The sequence below is a fragment of the Dongia sp. agr-C8 genome (assembly GCF_054658695.1).
This window is the reverse complement of the sequence record NZ_BAAGHZ010000002.1, coordinates 475,303-490,570: the sequence shown is the minus strand read 5'-3', so window position 1 is coordinate 490,570 and position 15,268 is coordinate 475,303. Positions and strand designations below refer to the sequence as shown.

Sequence of the window (15,268 nt, the reverse complement as noted above, 5' to 3'; positions counted from 1 at the left end):
GGCCGGCCCGTTCGTTTCAGTCACTGCCTCTCAATGCTGGCCGTTCCAGTGGTGGTGATGGCCCTGCCAGCCCGGCCCGTTGTCCCAGTTGCGGTCGTCGTTCCATTGGTGGTGCCGTCCCCAGCCGCCGCGATCGCTGCGATCCGCCGGGATCACGCAGGCCGAGAGGCCGATTGCCGTCAACAGCAGTGTGGCCAACAGCTGCGGCATCCGGAGCGTCTTGCCTGACAAAGTGATCTTGTGGTTGTTCTCCATCGGGTCCTCCACCTTCATTGCCCAGGAATGTCACGCCGGCCAGCCGTCGGCTCGGCGATCACGAAGCGCTGAGCGGGCTCACGAGAACGGGATTGCGCGGGTCGCCGACATCTGTCTTTGCTGGAATCCGAAGAATGATGGGGAGCATGCCGATGATCTCATTTCATCTCTGGCTGGCCTTTGCGGCGGCGGCCGCGATCGTCATCGCGATTCCCGGGCCGACCACTCTGATGGTCACCGGACATGCGATGAGCTCCGGCACCAGGGTGGCGTTGGCCAGCCTGCTGGGCGTGGCCCTGGGCGATTTCACGGCGATCGCCTGCTCGGTGCTGGGCCTGGGCGCGATCCTGGCGGCCTCGGCCGAAGCCTTCACGGTGCTGAAATGGGCGGGCGCGCTCTATCTGATCTATCTCGGCATCAAGCTCTGGCGGGCGCCCGCGGTGCCGCTCGGCGCAATGGCTGCGGGCCCCAATGGAAGTACCCGGGGTCAGCGCCGCAGCATGCGCCGCGCGATCGCCGAATCCTTCTCGGTCACCCTGCTCAACCCGAAGGGCCTGTTGTTTTTCGCGGCCTTCCTGCCGCAATTCATCGACATGCACCGCGCGGTGCTGCCGCAGGTCGTCGTGCTGGCGCTGACCTTCGAGGTGCTCGCCGCCGGCAGCCTCATGCTCTACATCTTCATGACGGCGCGGGCGCGGCGGGTGATGGATTCGCCGCGCGCGATCCGGATCATGAACCGCGCCGGCGGCACCATGCTGATCGGCGCCGGCCTGCTGACCGCGTCGCTGAAGCGCAGCTAACGGCGCAGCGCTTCCACGACCTTGTCGCGCGGCAGGCCGGGCGTGCGGTGGCCGTCGCGGCCGATCATCTCGCCGGCGGCGGTGAGCGCGTTGAGCACCGCTTCCTCGACCGCCTGGACCGTCGCCTCGTAGAAGTGGTCCATATGGCCCCACTGCACGAAGGTGAGCTGCTCGAGGTCGGCCACTCCCTTTGGCTCCGCCGAGAACTGGCTGATGAGTGCGCCCTTGTTGGCGGTGGAGAAGGCGAGGAAGAGATCGCCGGAGAAATGCGAGCCGCTGGTGCCGGTGCGCGCGAGGCCGAGCGGCACCCTTCGCGCCAAAGCCTTGCACTGGCCGGGCAGCAGCGGCGCATCGGTCGCTACGATCGCGATCACCGAGCCGGCGCCGGGCTTGGCGTAGAAGTCTTCCATCGGGTTGTCGCCGGCCAGCATCTCGCCGAGATAGGTGCCGCCGATGGTGAGTTCGTGGCGCGCGCCGAAATTCGCCTGCACGAAGGCGCCGAGCGTGTAGCTCTCGGTGCCGAAGGAGACCCGGCGCGAGGCCGTGCCGCTGCCGCCCTTGAAGGCGTAGCAGTTCATGCCGGTGCCGCCGCCGACCGAGCCTTCCTCGATCGCGCCCTCGACGGCCGCGTCGATCGCGGCCACCGCGTGCTGCGGCGTCACGTGGTTGCCGTTGATATCGTTCAAGTAGCCGTCCCAGGTCTCGGCCACCACCGGCAGCAGCCATTGCTCGGCCAGATGCGGGCGGTGCCGGACGGTCCAGTCGATGATGCCGCGATGGCAGGCGCCGACCGCATGGGTGTTGGTGAGCAGGATCGGCGAGGCGAGCGCGCCGGTCTCCTCGATCCAGGAGACGCCGGTCATCTCGCCATTGCCGTTCAGCGAATAGAATCCCGCGGCGCAGGGCAGGCCGACGCCGTCGCGGCTACGCGGCAGGATCGCGGTGACACCAGTGCGCACCGGACCTTCGCCGACCCGCATCGGCCCATGGCCTTCGATCAGGGTGACATAGCCGACCGCGATGCCCGGCACGTCGGTGATCGCGTTGTGCCGACCGGGGTTGCCGTGCAGCCGTACGCCCAGACTGCGCACGCGCGGTTTGCCGGACGGAGTCTTCATGGTTCTTTCGCTCATCGCGTGATGTTCCCTGCGTCGGAATCGAGATCGATCTCGGTGATATTGCAGCCGGTGGCGATGCTGGCATAGCTGCGGATCAGCGCCTCGGCTGCCTGCGGCGTGAAGGTCGGCACCGCCATGGTGACATGCAGGCCGTAGCCGTCCTCGAGCGTCACGAAGTTGCGCGCAATGGCGAGCGCGCTCTCGCTGAGCTTGAACTGGCCCTGGGCGGCGCCGGCTTCCAGGATCGCGACATAGATGCCGACCTGCCGCTCGTAGAGCGCGATATAGCGGGCCGCCTGCACGGCGTCGCGCCGCGCCACCGAACCCAGCTCATAGAGCAGCCGGCACAGTGCGTCGTCGGGACCGGCCGGGAGTCCGGTGCGGATCATCGCCGCGAGCCGCAGCGCCGGATCGGCGATGTGCGCGACCGCCGCCGCGCGGTCGAAGCAGAAGCGCTCGACCGCGTCGCGCAGCACGTCGCGCAACAGATCGCCGATCGCCGGGTAGTAATAGAAGACCGAGCTCGCCGTCATCCCGACGCGCTCCGCAACGTCCTTCAGGCGCAGCCCGATGACGCCGCGCTGGATGATCGCCTCGCGCGCCGCGGCCACCAGCTCCGCCCTGCGCTCCTTCTGTCGATTCGGCCGTGCCATGCCGTTATTTAATCAATATTCATATTATCTTGAAAGCCCAGAATCGGCAGAATCACGAAATTATCCGCTTATAACGCGGTATTTGAATCCACTTGACCGTCCCTCGGAATCATTTTTCAATGAAGTATAAAATAACTAAACCACAGGGAGGGAGCAATGACTATTCGTGAGGAGGCCGCGGGGGCGGCCCATGAGAATGCGGAGCCGGCGGCCAGCCATCCGGCTTTGAAGCGCGGCCTGCATGTGCTGGGGACCTTGCTGATCACCCTGTCGGCGGTGACGCCGGCCTCGTCGGTCTTCATCATCGTGCCCGGCGTGATCGCGCTGGCCGGCACCGGTGCGCTGTGGAGCTTCATCATCGCCGCGGTGGTCGGCGTCTTCATGGCCTTCGTCTATGCCGAGCTCTCCTCGGCCTATCCGCTGACCGGCGGCGAATACGCGATCATCGGCCGCACGCTCGGCAAGGCGCCGGGGTTGATGGTGCTCTGGCTGATCCTGATGACGCAGATCCTGATCATCGCCGTGATCGCGCTCGGCGTCGGCACCTATCTCGGCGTGCTGTTTCCCGAGTTGAACGGGCCGGTGGTCGCGGCGGTCGCGGTCATGCTCGGCGCGGTGATCGCGGTCTTCGACATCAAGTTCAACGCGGTCGTCACCGGCACCTTCCTGGCGATCGAGATGGCGGCCCTGGTCGTGCTCGCGGCCTTGGGCTTCCTGCATGTCGAGCGGCCGGTGACCGAGCTGCTGCTGCAGCCGGTGCTGCTGGCCGACGGCAGCCTGGTGCCGGCGACCTTCGGCGCCATCGGCATCGCCACCTCGATCGCGATCTTCTCCTACAACGGCTACGGCTCGGCGGTGTTCTTCGGCGAGGAGACGCATGACGCCCATCGCGGCATCGCCCGCGCCATCCTCTGGGCGCTGGCGATCACCGTCGCGGCGGAAGCAATTCCCCTGGCGGCGATCCTGATGGGGGCGCCGGACCTGAGGGCCTTGCTCTCCAGTGCCAACATGCTCGACTATTTTCTGGTCGCGCGCGGCGGCAGCGTCATCAACACGATCATCAGCCTGGCGATCGCGCTGGCGATCTTCAACGCGGTGGTCGCGATCATCCTGCTGACCGCGCGGCTGCTGTTCAGCAGCGGCCGCGACCGGGTCTGGTGGGCGCCGGTCAACAATGCGCTCACCGCCACGCATGCGAAGACCCACACGCCCTGGATCGCCACTTTGCTCTGCGGTGCTTTCAGCGCCGGCGCCTGCTTCATCGACCTGAAAGTGCTGTTCGTGGTGACCGGCACCTCGCTGGTCGCGGTCTATGCCGCGCTCTGCCTCGCGGTGATCGCCGGGCGGCGCAACGGGACCATCGCGCATGCCGCCTACAAGATGCCGCTATTCCCGCTGCCGCCGATCGCGGCTTTGCTGGTGCTGGTCTATGTCTGCTGGCTCAATTTCATGGACCCGGTGATCGGCCGGCCGAGCCTCGCCGTCACCGTCGGCGTCATGGTGGCGGCGGCACTCTATTACGCCTTCGTGCTCCGGCGCCGCGGCGGCTGGGTGCTTCGCGGCCCGGACGAGAAGAAGCCGCAGTAGTATCCAGCCGCACCGATCCCCTCTATGCGGTTGCGTCGGCGCCCGGCTTCCGGCCGAGACTGTTCGGCCCGGAAGCCGGCGCGTTGACGTCGACGAAAGCGAGCATCGCCCCGAACCGCTTGTTGGCCGGCACATCGAAGCCGACCGCGCCGTCGAAATCCCTCGGGTTGCGCCAGGTGCCGAGCAGGATGTCCCAGACCGGCAAGTCGCCGTAATTCCAGGCATGGACGTCGCGCTGGTGGTGCAGGCAATGGGCCTCCGGCCGCTGGATGAAGAAACCGAGCCAGGCGGGAGTCCGCACGTTCATATGCTGGAAATAGCCATAGAACTGCGCGATGTAGCCGGTCAACGCCGCTGCGACCGGATCGAGGCCGAGCAGCAGAGTCGTGGTGAGCGTGCCGATCAGGATGAAGGCAGTGAGCTCCAGCGGATGGAAGAGATTGGCGCCGGACATGTCCATGCGCTGCGGGCTGTGGTGGATCTGGTGGAACAGCCGCCACATCACCGGGAAGGTATGGGCGCTGCGATGCCAGACATAGGAGATCAGGCTGACCGCGAGATAGCCGACCGCGGCCCCGCCGATCACGCCCAAGCCGGTCAGGTCGATGAGCCGGTGCCGCGCCAGCCAGTCTTCCGGGATCATGAGGGGAATGGTGCTGGCCAGCATGCCGGCGACCAGCAGGAAGCCGATGCCCTTCAATCGCCAGAGCCGGATCGGCGGGAAGCGGCGCGCCGGAAATAGGGCCTCGATCGCTAGCATCACCAGGAAAGTCGCCGGGATCAGTAAGCCAAACAGGTCAACCGCGGACATGACAAGCCTCCATACGCCGCGCAAGGCCGCACGGCGACCATTGCGGGATCGCATTCTTACGGTGTAAGTTTATATCGTGAGATTATCCTTACGGTGTACGAATGCAAGGCCCAAAACGGCGTGCCTCGCCGAAACGTGATGGCGCGCACAGGAAGGCCCGCAAGCCCGCCTATCACCAGGGCCTGACGCGGGACGGCATCGCCGCGGCGGCGCTGGCGCTGGTGGATCGCGAAGGCCTCGACGCGCTGAGCTATCGCCGTCTCGCCGAGGAAACCGGCTGCGAGGCGATGAGCCTCTACCACTACTATCCCAGCAAGGCGCACCTGATCGACGCGCTGGTCGACCGGGTGATCGGTACCCTGGAAGTTCCACCGCCTGGCGGCGACTGGATCGAGCGGGTGCGCAAGGCGGCCTGGAACTACCGGGCGATGGCGCTGGCGCACCCGAAGCTCTATCCGCTGCTCGCGGTGCATCGCCTGAACACGGCCACCGGCGTGCGCAAGCTCGACGCGGTGATCGGCATGTTCCGCGACGGCGGTTTCGACGATGCGACGGCGGCGCGGCTGTTCCGCGAGGTCGGCTATTACATCACCGGCGCGGCGCTGGATGAGACCGCGGGCTATGCAAAGGGCCCCTCGGCGGCGGCGCCGGCTTCCGATGCCGAGATTGCCCGCGACTGCCCGAACCTCGCCGCGGTCGCGCCCTACTTCAAGCCGCAGCATTTCGAGCCGACCTTCGCGCAGGGACTCGAGCTGCTGTTGGACGGCATGGCGCGGCTGCGAAAGAAAGCGTGAGCTTGCCCCCACGCAGATCAGGGGCGAAAGCCCTTGGCATCTCGGCTAAGACTCCACCCGGATTCTCATGGGAGTGGGACAAACATCATGGCACTGACGTTCTATTACGGCTCCGGCTCGCCCTATGCCTGGAAGGTCTGGCTGGCGCTGGAGCACAAGGGCCTTCCCTACGAAGCGAAGCGCCTCACCTTCGAGCCCGACCAGACCAAGACGCCGGAATTCCTGAAGGTGAACCCGCGCGGCCGGGTGCCGGCGATCGTCGATGACGGCTTCGCGCTCTCGGAATCCAACGCGATCGCCGAGTATCTGGACGAGCACTATCCGGAGAAGCCGCTGCTGCCGAAGGACCCCAAGGCGCGCGGCGTCGCGCGCCGGCTGATCGCCGAAGCCGGCGGCGATCTCGAGAAGGCGCTCGATCCCTTCATCGACGCGACGCTCTACACCAAGCCGGAGGCGCGCGACCCGAAGAAGATCGCTGAGGCGCGGGCGAAGCTCGATGTCGAGCTGGCGCGCTGGGCCGATGCGCTCCAGGGCGACTTCTTCGCCGGCGGCGTCGGGCTGGTCGATTACACAGTGTTTCCCTGGATCCGCCTGCTGGGCCGGGTCGAGGAGCGGGCGCCGGGACTGGGCTACAAGCCGGCCGATCTTCCGCCCAAGCTCGCAGCCTGGCTCGCGCGCATCGAGGCGCTGCCCTATTACGACCGGACTTATCCGCCGCACTGGCGCGGATGAGGCTCAGCCCTTCGCCTGAGTCACGTCGACCAAAGCCTGGCGGAGATCGCGGAGCTTCGGCGGCTTGCTCAGCACCCGGTCGACATGAGCGGGGGCGTCGTCGTCGTCGATCAGACGCTGGCCCCAGCCGGTCAGCAGGACGATCGGCGTCTGCGGCGATTCGGCCTTGATGGCGGCCGCGACCTTGCGGCCGTCGAGGTTCGGCATGCCGAGATCGGTGATCACCGCGGCAATCGGCTGTCCCGCGGCCATCGCCGCGCGGAAGGCGGCGATGCCTTCCGCGCCGCCGTTCGCGACGGTGACGGCATGGCCGTCGTTCTCCAGGATGTTGCGCAGGGTCTGCAGCAGGATCGGATCGTCGTCGATCACCAGCAGCGGCAGGCGCGGCGGTTGCACCATCTCGCCGTCGCCGCCGCTCGCCTTGATCGTGGCGGGATCGGCAGCGGGGAAGATCAGCCGCATCGTGGTGCCGCGACCGACCGCGCTGTCGATCTCCAGCTCCGCGCGGTGGCGCTGCAGCACGCCGTAGACCATGGCGAGGCCGAGGCCGGTGCCGCGCTCGCCCTTGGTGGTGAAGAAGGGCTCGAGGCAGCGCCGGCGGGTGTCCTCGTCCATGCCGGCGCCGGTATCGCTGATCTCGCAGCGGATGCGCCCTGGCCGCTCCCGGGTTCCCGCTTCGCCGGAGGTCGTGAACGAGATCGAGCCGCCGTTCGGCATGGCGTCGACGGCATTCATCAGCAGATTGATCAGCGCCTCGCGGATCTCGCTCGCGACGCCCTGCATCGGCGGCAGCTCGGGCGCGAGATTGAGCTGGACCCCGACCGCGACGCCGCGCTGCATCGGCATGTCGCGCCAGCGCGCCCGGGTCAGTTCAACCACCTGGCAGACCAGGTCGTTGAGCGCGATCGGCGCCAGGCTGATCTGGGCATCGTGCTGGCGGTAGAACTCGCGCATCCGCGAGACCGTGTGGGTGACGTCGCCGATCGCGCGATGCACCACGCCGAGCAGCTCGCGGCTGGTCGGCGACAGGGTCTTGTCGTCCTCCAGCAGCGTTTCGGTGTAGAGCGATGCCGGGGTCAGCGCGTTGTTGATGTCATGCGCGATGCCGCTCGCCATCTGGCCGAGCACCCTGAGCCGCTCCTGCTGGATGACCGATTGCTGCGACTGGCGGAGATCGTCATAGGCCTTCTGCAACGCGCCATGGAGCTGCGCCTGATGCGCGGCGAGGGCGACATGCTCGCTCAGTTGCCGCAGGAACTCGCATTCCGGGCTGAAGAAAGAATCCGGCTCACGCCGGCCCACCACCAGGACGCCGAACACCGCGCTCTCGACCTGCAGCGGCGCCAGCACCATCGAGCGAAGCCCGCCCTGCAGCAGGCGCTGCGGAAAGGGGAATGGGAGCTGCGCCAGGTCGGGCTCATAGACCAGGCGGCCGGTGATGCAGCGCGAGAGGCCGTTGGCATCTATCTCGATCCGGGCGCGCTCTGGCATGGCCAGCGCCATCGCCGTGTCCAGACTCTTGTTGCCGACGCCGGCGACGGTCAGCACCTGATCCGTTTCGTCGTAGAGGCAGAGGGTGCAGAAATCGGCGGGAAGCTCGTCCTCGACGCTGCGGATCACGACCTGGAAGATGCTGGCGAGATCCTGACGCTCGCCGATCGCCCGCGTCACCTGATGCAGCAGGTTCAGCCGTTCGAGATGCAGGCGCAGGCGGCGATCCGTTTCGCGCAGCGATTCTTCGACCCGCCGCCGTTCTTCATTCTCCGCAGTGAGGGATCGATTGGTCTCTTCGAGCTGGAGCGTGCGCTCCACGACCCGGCGCTCGAGGTCGGCGTTGAGTCGGCTCAAGGCGTGCTCGGCCTGGATGCGCTCCAGCATGTCGTGGGAGGCCATGCGCATCACGGCCAGCATGAGGCCGAGATAGCCCATCACACGGCTGAGATGGGCCACCATCGCCCGGTCGTCGTTCCACGACTGCGAATAGAGGAAGACGGTGTTTCCGCAGAGCAGGATCAGCGCCATCGCCGCGATGGGTGTCAGCTTCCGCTCCAGGTCGCGCATTCGCCAAGCCACCAGCATGACGATTGCCCACAAGGCCGGAATTCCGATCTGGGCGGGGCGCGTGATGCCCAGCGGGTTGAACGAGACGTTTGCCGGAACGAGCTGGAAGGCGGCGAACAGCATCATGCCGAGCAGCAGCAGGCCGGGCAGAAAGTAGGGCATCGGCCGTTCGCCGCGCTGCAGCCGCCACATCGCCAGGCTGATGCCGATCGGAAGGATGTAGCCGGACGGCGACCAGGTCGTGGGGCGCAGCCAGTCCGGCAGCAACAGTACCGGCACCAGGTCGTCCCACCACTCGATGGTCGCGCTGACATGAAAGAGCTCGAACAACGCCGTCGCCGCGAAGGCGGCGGCGAGCCAGCCGGGGAACCCACGTTCGAGCCGGCGCCCGATATCCCAAAGCAAGACCGACAGCACCGCCGACAGGAAGAACATGCCGGTGTCGAGCATCGTGTGCAGCTCGGGGTATTCGTTGCGGCCGAGCCCGAGAAGAACCGCGGAGATGACGACGAAGGCCAGGAAGGGCAGGGCAAAGCTGCGCGAGAACAGCGCCGTTCCGCTCCCGGTATCCCGCCCGCTCAGTGCTTCGGACTCGCCGACCATCGCTGCTCGTCACCGGAATCGTTGTGGCCCGTTATCAACCCCGGCGGGGCTGAAAAGTCGCTAGGACATCCTACCCTAGGCGGCATCCCTTTCGGCCTCAAGGCGCGGGAGATATTGGAAAAATCTTAGCGATTATAGTTATATACCCGAAAGCGCCGGGTGAAATGCGAAATCGCGGGCTTGAGCGCATCCTTGACATAGAGCAGGCTGTCCGTTCCGGCGCTCAGGTCGAGCGCGCCGCGAATCGTGAGATGGCAATGAGCGAGAGCGCGAGCATCCTGCTGGTCGATGACAATGAAGACGCACGGGTCACCGTCGCGCGGATCCTCGAAATGTCTGGCTACGGCGTGGTCCAGGCGGCCAATGCCAAGTCGGCCAGCGCGCTGCTGAAGGATCACTCACCCGATCTTGTCATCACCGACATCTTCATGCCGGAAGGCGATGGCTTCGAGATGCTGAACGAGCTTAGGGATCGCGAACCCAGGATCCCCGTGATCGCAATCTCCGGCGGCGGCATCCAGAACGGCCTCGATGTTCTCGCCATTGCCGGCCGGCTGGGTGCGAAGAAAGTGCTCTACAAGCCCTTTGCCCGCCGCCAGTTGCTGGACGCGATCGCCGAGGTGCTGGCCTGACCCCGCCCCTGGTCTAGCGCATCAGAAAATCCGTCGGCTTGCCGCGGGGCTCCGCCTGGTCGCGGATGGTGGTGTCGAGGCCGATGTCACGCAGCAGGTAATCCGGCCATTCTTCCAGCCTGAGCTTGTTTGAGCGGCTGCTGCCCGTGAGCCGGGAAAGGCCCACCTTCAGTGCGGCGACGAAGCCGCCGACCGCCCCGGTCCGGTGCCGATCACCACGGGAAAGTCCAACCATCTCGGCCATTCTGCAATCCTCCAACGCCGGCAAGCCAAAGCTGCCTTTATGCTGATGGGAGGAAATTGGCCTCGACAGCCCTGTTTCTCAAAGCGATTGTCAGGGGAAGAGCATAAGCTGGCCTTATGGTAGGCCCCTAGGATAGACGGCATGCCCAAGGAAACAGCGCCACCCTTCAGCCCGAACCTGCCGCCGCTGACCGCGGTGCGCGCCTTCGAGGCCGCGGCTCGGCATCAGAGCTTCACCAAGGCGGCGGAAGAACTCGGCATGACCCAGGCCGCGGTCAGTTACCAGGTCAAGCTGCTGGAGGACCGGCTCGGCAAGCCGCTGTTCATCCGCCTGCCGAAGAAGGTCGAGCTCTCGGAAACCGGCCGCCGCCTGGCGCCGGCCGTCGCCGCGGCGTTCCAGGGACTGCACGCCGCCTTCGCCGAATTGCGCGAGACCGACGACGCCCTGCTCGCGGTGACCGCGGTGCATACCTTTGCCACCAACTGGCTGGTGCCGCGGCTCGGCGCCTTCCAGCAGCAGCATCCGGAGATCGCAGTCCGGATCGATCTCTCCAGCCGCAACGTCGATTTCACGCGGGAGGAGTTCGACATCGGGATCCGTGGCGGGCGCGGCAAATGGCCGGGGTTGCGCGCCGATCCTTTGATTCCGATCGCTTTCACGCCGCTCTGCAGCCCCGACTTCCTCGCGCGCCATGGTCCCTGGGCCTCGCCGGCGGAGATGCTGACGGCGCCGCGCCTGGACGCGCATGACGAATGGTGGCGGCTGTGGTCGCAGGCGGCCGGGATCGCGGAGATTCCGCCCGCCGCGCCCTCGAATGTCTCGCTCGACGTCCAGTCGCTGCTCGGCACGGCGGCAATCGCCGGCCAGGGCATCGCGATGCTGATGCCAGCTTTCTTCTCCGGCGATCTCGCCGCCGGCCGGCTGGTGCAGCCCTTCGCGCTGATGGCGAGCGATGGCACCGCCTATTGGCTGGTCTATCCGGAGACGCGCAAGGGGGCGCGCAAGATCCGCGCCTTCCGCGACTGGATTCTGGACGAGGTGAAACGAGGATAACAGGATGAAGGACGTTATCGTCAAGATCGAGGAAATCTATGTGCCGGCCGCGAAGCGCGGCCCGATCGACCCGGACAAGGTCAACGCACTCGCCGAAAGCATCGCCGAGATCGGCCAGCAATCGCCCATACTGGTGCGTCCGGACAAGCAGCGTTACGTGCTGGTCAGCGGGTTGCATCGCCTCGAAGCCTGCAAGGCGCTGGGCGAGACCACTGTCAAGGCCAACCTGGTCCAGGCGGCGAAGCACTGAGCAGGAGCGCACGCGGATGACCACCGAGCCGTTGTTCGATCGCCAGCGGTCCTGCCTGATCGTCATCGATGTCCAGGAATATTTCCTGGACAAGCTGCCGTTCGACCAGCGCATGCCCCTGGTCGCGCGCATTGCCTGGTTGATGCGGGTCGCGCGCGCATTGCAGATTCCGATCGTCGCCACCGCCGAGGACATCGCCCGGGACGGACCCCTGGTCCCCGAACTGGCGGCCTTGCTGCCCGAGGATCGGCCCGTCTTCGACAAGATGGTGTTCGGCCTCTATGACCAGGCGGACATCCGAGCCGCGGTCACTGCCGGCGGGCGAACCGAGTTCGTTCTCGTCGGGTTGGAAACCGACGTCTGCATTGCGCATTCGGCGCTGGGTCTTGCGGGCGCCGGCCATCGCGTCGCGGTCTTGGAGGATGGATGCGGTTCACCGCCGCCGCACCACGCGGCGGGCTTGGCCCGGCTCCGCGCGGCCGGCGTGACGGTCACGACGATCAAGGGCATGCACTATGAGTGGGTGCGCGATCTCGCAACGCTCGCAAGGCTCAAGGCCGCAATCGGGACCGAGCTGCCGGCGGGATTGACGCTCTGACGCCAGCCGTCAGTGCAGCGCCGCCAGGGCGCCCTTGAAGCGTTTCAGCACCTCGGAGGGCCGCTCGCCGAAGGCCTGGGCGAAGTCCTTGCTGAAGCGGCCGAGATCGCTGAAGCCGCAGGCGAAGCAGACGCTGGTCACCGATCCGGCGGACTCCGCGTCCTCGAGCATGCGGCGGGCGCGCTCGAGGCGGATGCGCTTGGCGAACTCGAACGGCGTGTAGCCGCGGCTCTGCTTGAAGGCGCGGAAGATGCTCCGGACGCTGGCACCGGTCACCTCGGCGAGCGTATCGATCTCCAGCGGCTTGTCCCAATGGGCAGCGATATAGGTTTCCGCGCGTCGTACCTGCCAGGGCGCCGCGGCCGGAACGCGACCCTCAAGATGGGCGCGGTAGCGATGCTCGCTGGCGGCGAGGAAGGCCGAGACCAGCGCCTGCTCGAGCTCGACGAGCACGATCCCGCCCGGCTCGCCCTGCGCGGTCTCGGCGGCGTGAAGGGTGCAATCCAGCAATCTGGCCAGTAGCTGTGCCTTGGGTTGGTTGAAATCCAGGATGTGATGGAGCACGAGTTCGCCGCTGATCGGCGCCTCGGTGAGGCTGGCCAGCTTCTTGCGCAGGAAGTCCTTGGAGACGCGCCAGACCACCTGCTGGAAATCGCTGCCGAAGTCGAACTCCGCGGCGGTCGAGGTGACGCAGCCTTGGCTGCTGGTGACCGGTACGAGCGTGTCGCCGATCCAGGTGGCGCCGACCCCGGCGTGATGGAACTGCACACGTACGTGGTCCGGCTCCGGAAATCGAATGGCCATCGGAACGCCGTAGGCACAGAACCAGAGACTGCTGTTCGGCAGGTTGAACCGATTGGCGCGTGCGTCGAGAATCGCCGGTTGTGATGGAAGCTCGACAAGCCTGGCGGAGAGCTGTGTCGCCACGGCTTCCTGCAACGCATCGAAGCGCGACGCGCGGAATGCCGGGTGTCCATCGAGTGGCGCGTTATGCGAAAGCAAGAACCGACCTTTCATGCACCAGCCTGGATGTCGAGAATGCGGCTCAAATTGCTGACAATGTGTTAATCGGGCGCCGGATCGCCAGTCTTTCCGCGGTCCTCAGAGGATTCCACTCCCAGGTTTCGCATGATGCGTGCATAACCGGTGATGCATCAGCAACCATTTGGAGCGGCAGTAAACTCCTCGTGATGCATGTCCCCCGATCGGGTCAGGTCCTCCGAGGGCGGATTTTGGCACTCGACGCCAAATCCCGGCACCCTGTGCCGAAGCACTGGAACCTGCACAGTCCCATATTCAGTCTGTCGAGGCCTGCGATCCGCCGGCCCGTGAAAAAGACCGAAAAGGGGATCAGGTCATGGCACTTTCAATCTTCGGCGGCGATGCCGCCGCCAAGCTTGCGGCACTGGACAGGTCGCAGGCGGTGATCGAGTTCAAGATGGATGGGACCATCATCACCGCCAATGCCAACTTCCTCAGCGCGATGGGCTACACGCTGGAGGAGATCAGGGGGAAGCACCACAGCATGTTCGTGGAACCCGCCTATAGGGAGAGCGCGGAGTACCGCGAGTTCTGGGCCGGACTGAACCGCGGTGAGTTTCAAGCCGCACAGTACAAGCGGCTGGGCAAAGGTGGCCGGGAGGTCTGGATCGAAGCCTCCTACAACCCGCTGCTCACCTCGGGCGGAAAGCCGTTCAAGGTCGTGAAGTATGCGACGGACGTCTCCAAGCAGAAGGCGGAGTATGCGGATCTGCGCGGCAAGGTCGATGCGATCAGCCGCTCCCAGGCGGTTATCGAGTTCAATCTCGACGGCACGATCATCACCGCCAACGACAATTTCCTGAAGACGCTCGGCTACACCCTGGCGGAGATTCAGGGCAAGCATCACAGCATGTTCGTGGAACCCGCCTATAGGGAGAGCGCGGAGTACCGCGAGTTCTGGGCCAGTCTCAACCGCGGCCAGTACCAGGCGGCGCAGTACAAGCGGATCGGCAAGGGCGGCAAGGAGGTCTGGATCGAGGCTTCCTACAATCCGATCATGGATCTCAACGGCCGTCCGTGGAAAGTCGTGAAGTTTGCGACCGATCTCTCCAAACGCAAGGAGGAGAACCGTGCGCTCGCGGAGGACTTCGAGAATGGCGTGAAGGCGCTGGTGCAGGAAGTCTCGTCTTCCGCCAAGGGCATGGAAGGCACGGCGCAATCGCTGGCCGCGGCCGCGGAGCAGACCAACCAGCAGTCCAGCACCGTCTCCTCGGCGACGGAGGAGCTCGCGGCCTCGGTCAACGAGATTTCGCGGCAGATCGCGGAATCGACCCGGGTGGTCGGGGTCGCGGTCAACGAGGCGAAGAAGTCCGAGCAGATGGTGAGCGACCTGGTCAGCGCGGCGCAGAAGATCGGCGAGGTGACGCAGATCATCAACGACATCGCCAGCCAGACCAATCTCCTGGCCTTGAACGCCACGATTGAGGCGGCGCGCGCCGGCGAGGCGGGCAAGGGCTTCGCGGTCGTGGCTTCGGAGGTGAAGAGCCTGGCCAACCAGACCGCCAAGGCGACCGAGGAGATCGCCCAGCAGATCAAGGGGATCCAGGATTCCAGCCAGACCACGGCCACGGCGATCCGCGAGATCGGCCAGATCATCTCGCAGGTGAGCGAGATCTCGACCTCGATCTCCGGTGCCGTGGAGGAGCAGTCGGCCGCCACCAAGGAAGTCTCGTCGAACATCAACGGCGTCAGCCAGGCGGCGCAGGAGACCGGTCACTCGTCTTCGACGGTGCTCAGCGTCGCCCAGACCCTGTCCGAGCGCGCCGGCCAGCTCGAGGTCCGGGTGGACGACTTCCTGAAGAGCGTCCGCGCGATGTAAGCACCACCGCCGCGCGGGTGGGAATTCCCTTCCGCGCGGCGCCCGCGCGTCGCGCATGCAATGCGATCCGCGCCACGAGACGGCCGCGCTGAAATGATATCGCAAACGAAGGACGCCGCGGGCGGGCGGTGATATCGACATTCCGGTGTGAGCAAGTGGCGAGACTCCCGCTTGGTGCGGTGATCCGACCCTGCCGGTTCATCCGTATCTGATGCGC

16 protein-coding genes are annotated in these 15,268 nt (G+C 66.0%); 9 read left to right on the top strand and 7 right to left on the bottom strand.

Going from position 1 to position 15,268, the window contains the following annotated elements; genetic code table 11:
* Positions 1 to 30: 30 nt before the first annotated feature.
* Complete coding sequence (locus ACYQ4T_RS09835; RefSeq protein ID WP_459853165.1) at positions 31 to 255, bottom strand: hypothetical protein; 225 nt, start codon at positions 253 to 255, stop codon at positions 31 to 33.
* A gap of 152 nt (positions 256 to 407) precedes the next feature.
* On the opposite strand from ACYQ4T_RS09835, the gene ACYQ4T_RS09830 reads away from it, so the two are divergent.
* Positions 408 to 1,055, top strand: a complete 648-nt coding sequence (locus tag ACYQ4T_RS09830) for a LysE family translocator (protein ID WP_459853162.1) — start codon at positions 408 to 410, stop codon at positions 1,053 to 1,055.
* On the opposite strand, the gene ACYQ4T_RS09825 is transcribed toward ACYQ4T_RS09830, so the two are convergent.
* Positions 1,052 to 2,188: a DmpA family aminopeptidase gene (locus tag ACYQ4T_RS09825; RefSeq protein WP_459853159.1), complete on the bottom strand. Its 1,137-nt coding sequence runs from the start codon at positions 2,186 to 2,188 to the stop codon at positions 1,052 to 1,054. The two genes, ACYQ4T_RS09830 and ACYQ4T_RS09825, sit on opposite strands and share 4 nt — an antisense overlap.
* Positions 2,185 to 2,826, bottom strand: coding sequence for a TetR/AcrR family transcriptional regulator (locus ACYQ4T_RS09820; RefSeq protein ID WP_459853156.1), 642 nt, complete (start codon positions 2,824 to 2,826; stop codon positions 2,185 to 2,187). Before ACYQ4T_RS09820 ends, ACYQ4T_RS09825 begins: the two co-directional genes overlap by 4 nt.
* A 156-nt stretch (positions 2,827 to 2,982) precedes the next feature.
* On the opposite strand from ACYQ4T_RS09820, the gene ACYQ4T_RS09815 reads away from it, so the two are divergent.
* Positions 2,983 to 4,413: an APC family permease gene (locus ACYQ4T_RS09815; protein ID WP_459853153.1), complete on the top strand. Its 1,431-nt coding sequence runs from the start codon at positions 2,983 to 2,985 to the stop codon at positions 4,411 to 4,413.
* A 22-nt stretch (positions 4,414 to 4,435) separates the two neighbouring features.
* Here ACYQ4T_RS09815 and ACYQ4T_RS09810 read toward each other — a convergent pair whose 3' ends face one another.
* Positions 4,436 to 5,224 carry a sterol desaturase family protein gene (locus ACYQ4T_RS09810; protein WP_459853150.1) on the bottom strand — a complete coding sequence of 263 codons (789 nt, stop codon included), beginning with the start codon at positions 5,222 to 5,224 and terminating at the stop codon, positions 4,436 to 4,438.
* Positions 5,225 to 5,325: 101 nt separating this feature from the next.
* Here ACYQ4T_RS09810 and ACYQ4T_RS09805 point away from each other — a divergent pair, with 101 nt between their 5' ends.
* Positions 5,326 to 6,018, top strand: coding sequence for a TetR/AcrR family transcriptional regulator (locus tag ACYQ4T_RS09805; RefSeq protein ID WP_459853148.1), 693 nt, complete (start codon positions 5,326 to 5,328; stop codon positions 6,016 to 6,018).
* An 87-nt stretch (positions 6,019 to 6,105) separates the two neighbouring features.
* A complete protein-coding gene (locus ACYQ4T_RS09800; RefSeq protein ID WP_459853145.1) occupies positions 6,106 to 6,750 on the top strand; it encodes a glutathione S-transferase family protein in 645 nt (214 codons plus the stop codon).
* 3 nt (positions 6,751 to 6,753) lie between these two features.
* On the opposite strand, the gene ACYQ4T_RS09795 is transcribed toward ACYQ4T_RS09800, so the two are convergent.
* Positions 6,754 to 9,414: a hybrid sensor histidine kinase/response regulator gene (locus ACYQ4T_RS09795; RefSeq protein ID WP_459853142.1), complete on the bottom strand. Its 2,661-nt coding sequence runs from the start codon at positions 9,412 to 9,414 to the stop codon at positions 6,754 to 6,756.
* 257 nt (positions 9,415 to 9,671) lie between these two features.
* Between ACYQ4T_RS09795 and ACYQ4T_RS09790 the strand changes: the two genes are divergently transcribed.
* Positions 9,672 to 10,046, top strand: coding sequence for a response regulator (locus tag ACYQ4T_RS09790; protein ID WP_459853139.1), 375 nt, complete (start codon positions 9,672 to 9,674; stop codon positions 10,044 to 10,046).
* A 13-nt stretch (positions 10,047 to 10,059) separates the two neighbouring features.
* Here ACYQ4T_RS09790 and ACYQ4T_RS09785 read toward each other — a convergent pair whose 3' ends face one another.
* A complete protein-coding gene (locus tag ACYQ4T_RS09785) occupies positions 10,060 to 10,290 on the bottom strand; it encodes a hypothetical protein (RefSeq protein WP_459853136.1) in 231 nt (76 codons plus the stop codon).
* Between the two features lie 141 nt (positions 10,291 to 10,431).
* Here ACYQ4T_RS09785 and gcvA point away from each other — a divergent pair, with 141 nt between their 5' ends.
* From gcvA to ACYQ4T_RS09770, 3 genes are read left to right on the top strand one after another with little or no spacing between them, the layout of a single operon-like run.
* Positions 10,432 to 11,343: a transcriptional regulator GcvA gene (gene gcvA, locus ACYQ4T_RS09780; protein ID WP_459853133.1), complete on the top strand. Its 912-nt coding sequence runs from the start codon at positions 10,432 to 10,434 to the stop codon at positions 11,341 to 11,343.
* A gap of 4 nt (positions 11,344 to 11,347) precedes the next feature.
* Positions 11,348 to 11,593 (top strand): ParB N-terminal domain-containing protein, encoded by a 246-nt coding sequence (locus tag ACYQ4T_RS09775; RefSeq protein ID WP_459853130.1) that lies wholly within the window; start codon positions 11,348 to 11,350, stop codon positions 11,591 to 11,593.
* 16 nt (positions 11,594 to 11,609) lie between these two features.
* Positions 11,610 to 12,191: an isochorismatase family protein gene (locus tag ACYQ4T_RS09770; protein ID WP_459853127.1), complete on the top strand. Its 582-nt coding sequence runs from the start codon at positions 11,610 to 11,612 to the stop codon at positions 12,189 to 12,191.
* 9 nt (positions 12,192 to 12,200) lie between these two features.
* Here the strand turns inward: ACYQ4T_RS09770 and ACYQ4T_RS09765 are convergent, their stop codons facing one another.
* A complete protein-coding gene (locus ACYQ4T_RS09765; RefSeq protein WP_459853124.1) occupies positions 12,201 to 13,208 on the bottom strand; it encodes an AraC family transcriptional regulator in 1,008 nt (335 codons plus the stop codon).
* Positions 13,209 to 13,548: 340 nt separating this feature from the next.
* Between ACYQ4T_RS09765 and ACYQ4T_RS09760 the strand changes: the two genes are divergently transcribed.
* Positions 13,549 to 15,051 carry a methyl-accepting chemotaxis protein gene (locus tag ACYQ4T_RS09760; protein WP_459853122.1) on the top strand — a complete coding sequence of 501 codons (1,503 nt, stop codon included), beginning with the start codon at positions 13,549 to 13,551 and terminating at the stop codon, positions 15,049 to 15,051.
* The last annotated feature ends 217 nt before the right edge of the window (positions 15,052 to 15,268 follow it).

Excerpts from the sequence above, each read along its gene's own strand:
- ACYQ4T_RS09785 (WP_459853136.1), bottom strand. The coding sequence starts at position 10,290 with ATGGCCGAGATGGTTGGACTTTCCCGTGGTGATCGGCACCGGACCGGG.
- ACYQ4T_RS09820 (WP_459853156.1), bottom strand. The coding sequence starts at position 2,826 with ATGGCACGGCCGAATCGACAGAAGGAGCGCAGGGCGGAGCTGGTGGCC.
- ACYQ4T_RS09825 (WP_459853159.1), bottom strand. The coding sequence starts at position 2,188 with ATGAGCGAAAGAACCATGAAGACTCCGTCCGGCAAACCGCGCGTGCGC.
- ACYQ4T_RS09830 (WP_459853162.1), top strand. The coding sequence starts at position 408 with ATGATCTCATTTCATCTCTGGCTGGCCTTTGCGGCGGCGGCCGCGATC.
- ACYQ4T_RS09810 (WP_459853150.1), bottom strand. The coding sequence starts at position 5,224 with ATGTCCGCGGTTGACCTGTTTGGCTTACTGATCCCGGCGACTTTCCTG.
- ACYQ4T_RS09800 (WP_459853145.1), top strand. The coding sequence starts at position 6,106 with ATGGCACTGACGTTCTATTACGGCTCCGGCTCGCCCTATGCCTGGAAG.
- ACYQ4T_RS09765 (WP_459853124.1), bottom strand. The coding sequence starts at position 13,208 with ATGAAAGGTCGGTTCTTGCTTTCGCATAACGCGCCACTCGATGGACAC.
- ACYQ4T_RS09790 (WP_459853139.1), top strand. The coding sequence starts at position 9,672 with ATGAGCGAGAGCGCGAGCATCCTGCTGGTCGATGACAATGAAGACGCA.
- ACYQ4T_RS09770 (WP_459853127.1), top strand. The coding sequence starts at position 11,610 with ATGACCACCGAGCCGTTGTTCGATCGCCAGCGGTCCTGCCTGATCGTC.
- ACYQ4T_RS09805 (WP_459853148.1), top strand. The coding sequence starts at position 5,326 with ATGCAAGGCCCAAAACGGCGTGCCTCGCCGAAACGTGATGGCGCGCAC.
- ACYQ4T_RS09760 (WP_459853122.1), top strand. The coding sequence starts at position 13,549 with ATGGCACTTTCAATCTTCGGCGGCGATGCCGCCGCCAAGCTTGCGGCA.
- gcvA (WP_459853133.1), top strand. The coding sequence starts at position 10,432 with ATGCCCAAGGAAACAGCGCCACCCTTCAGCCCGAACCTGCCGCCGCTG.
- ACYQ4T_RS09775 (WP_459853130.1), top strand. The coding sequence starts at position 11,348 with ATGAAGGACGTTATCGTCAAGATCGAGGAAATCTATGTGCCGGCCGCG.
- ACYQ4T_RS09835 (WP_459853165.1), bottom strand. The coding sequence starts at position 255 with ATGGAGAACAACCACAAGATCACTTTGTCAGGCAAGACGCTCCGGATG.
- ACYQ4T_RS09795 (WP_459853142.1), bottom strand. The coding sequence starts at position 9,414 with ATGGTCGGCGAGTCCGAAGCACTGAGCGGGCGGGATACCGGGAGCGGA.
- ACYQ4T_RS09815 (WP_459853153.1), top strand. The coding sequence starts at position 2,983 with ATGACTATTCGTGAGGAGGCCGCGGGGGCGGCCCATGAGAATGCGGAG.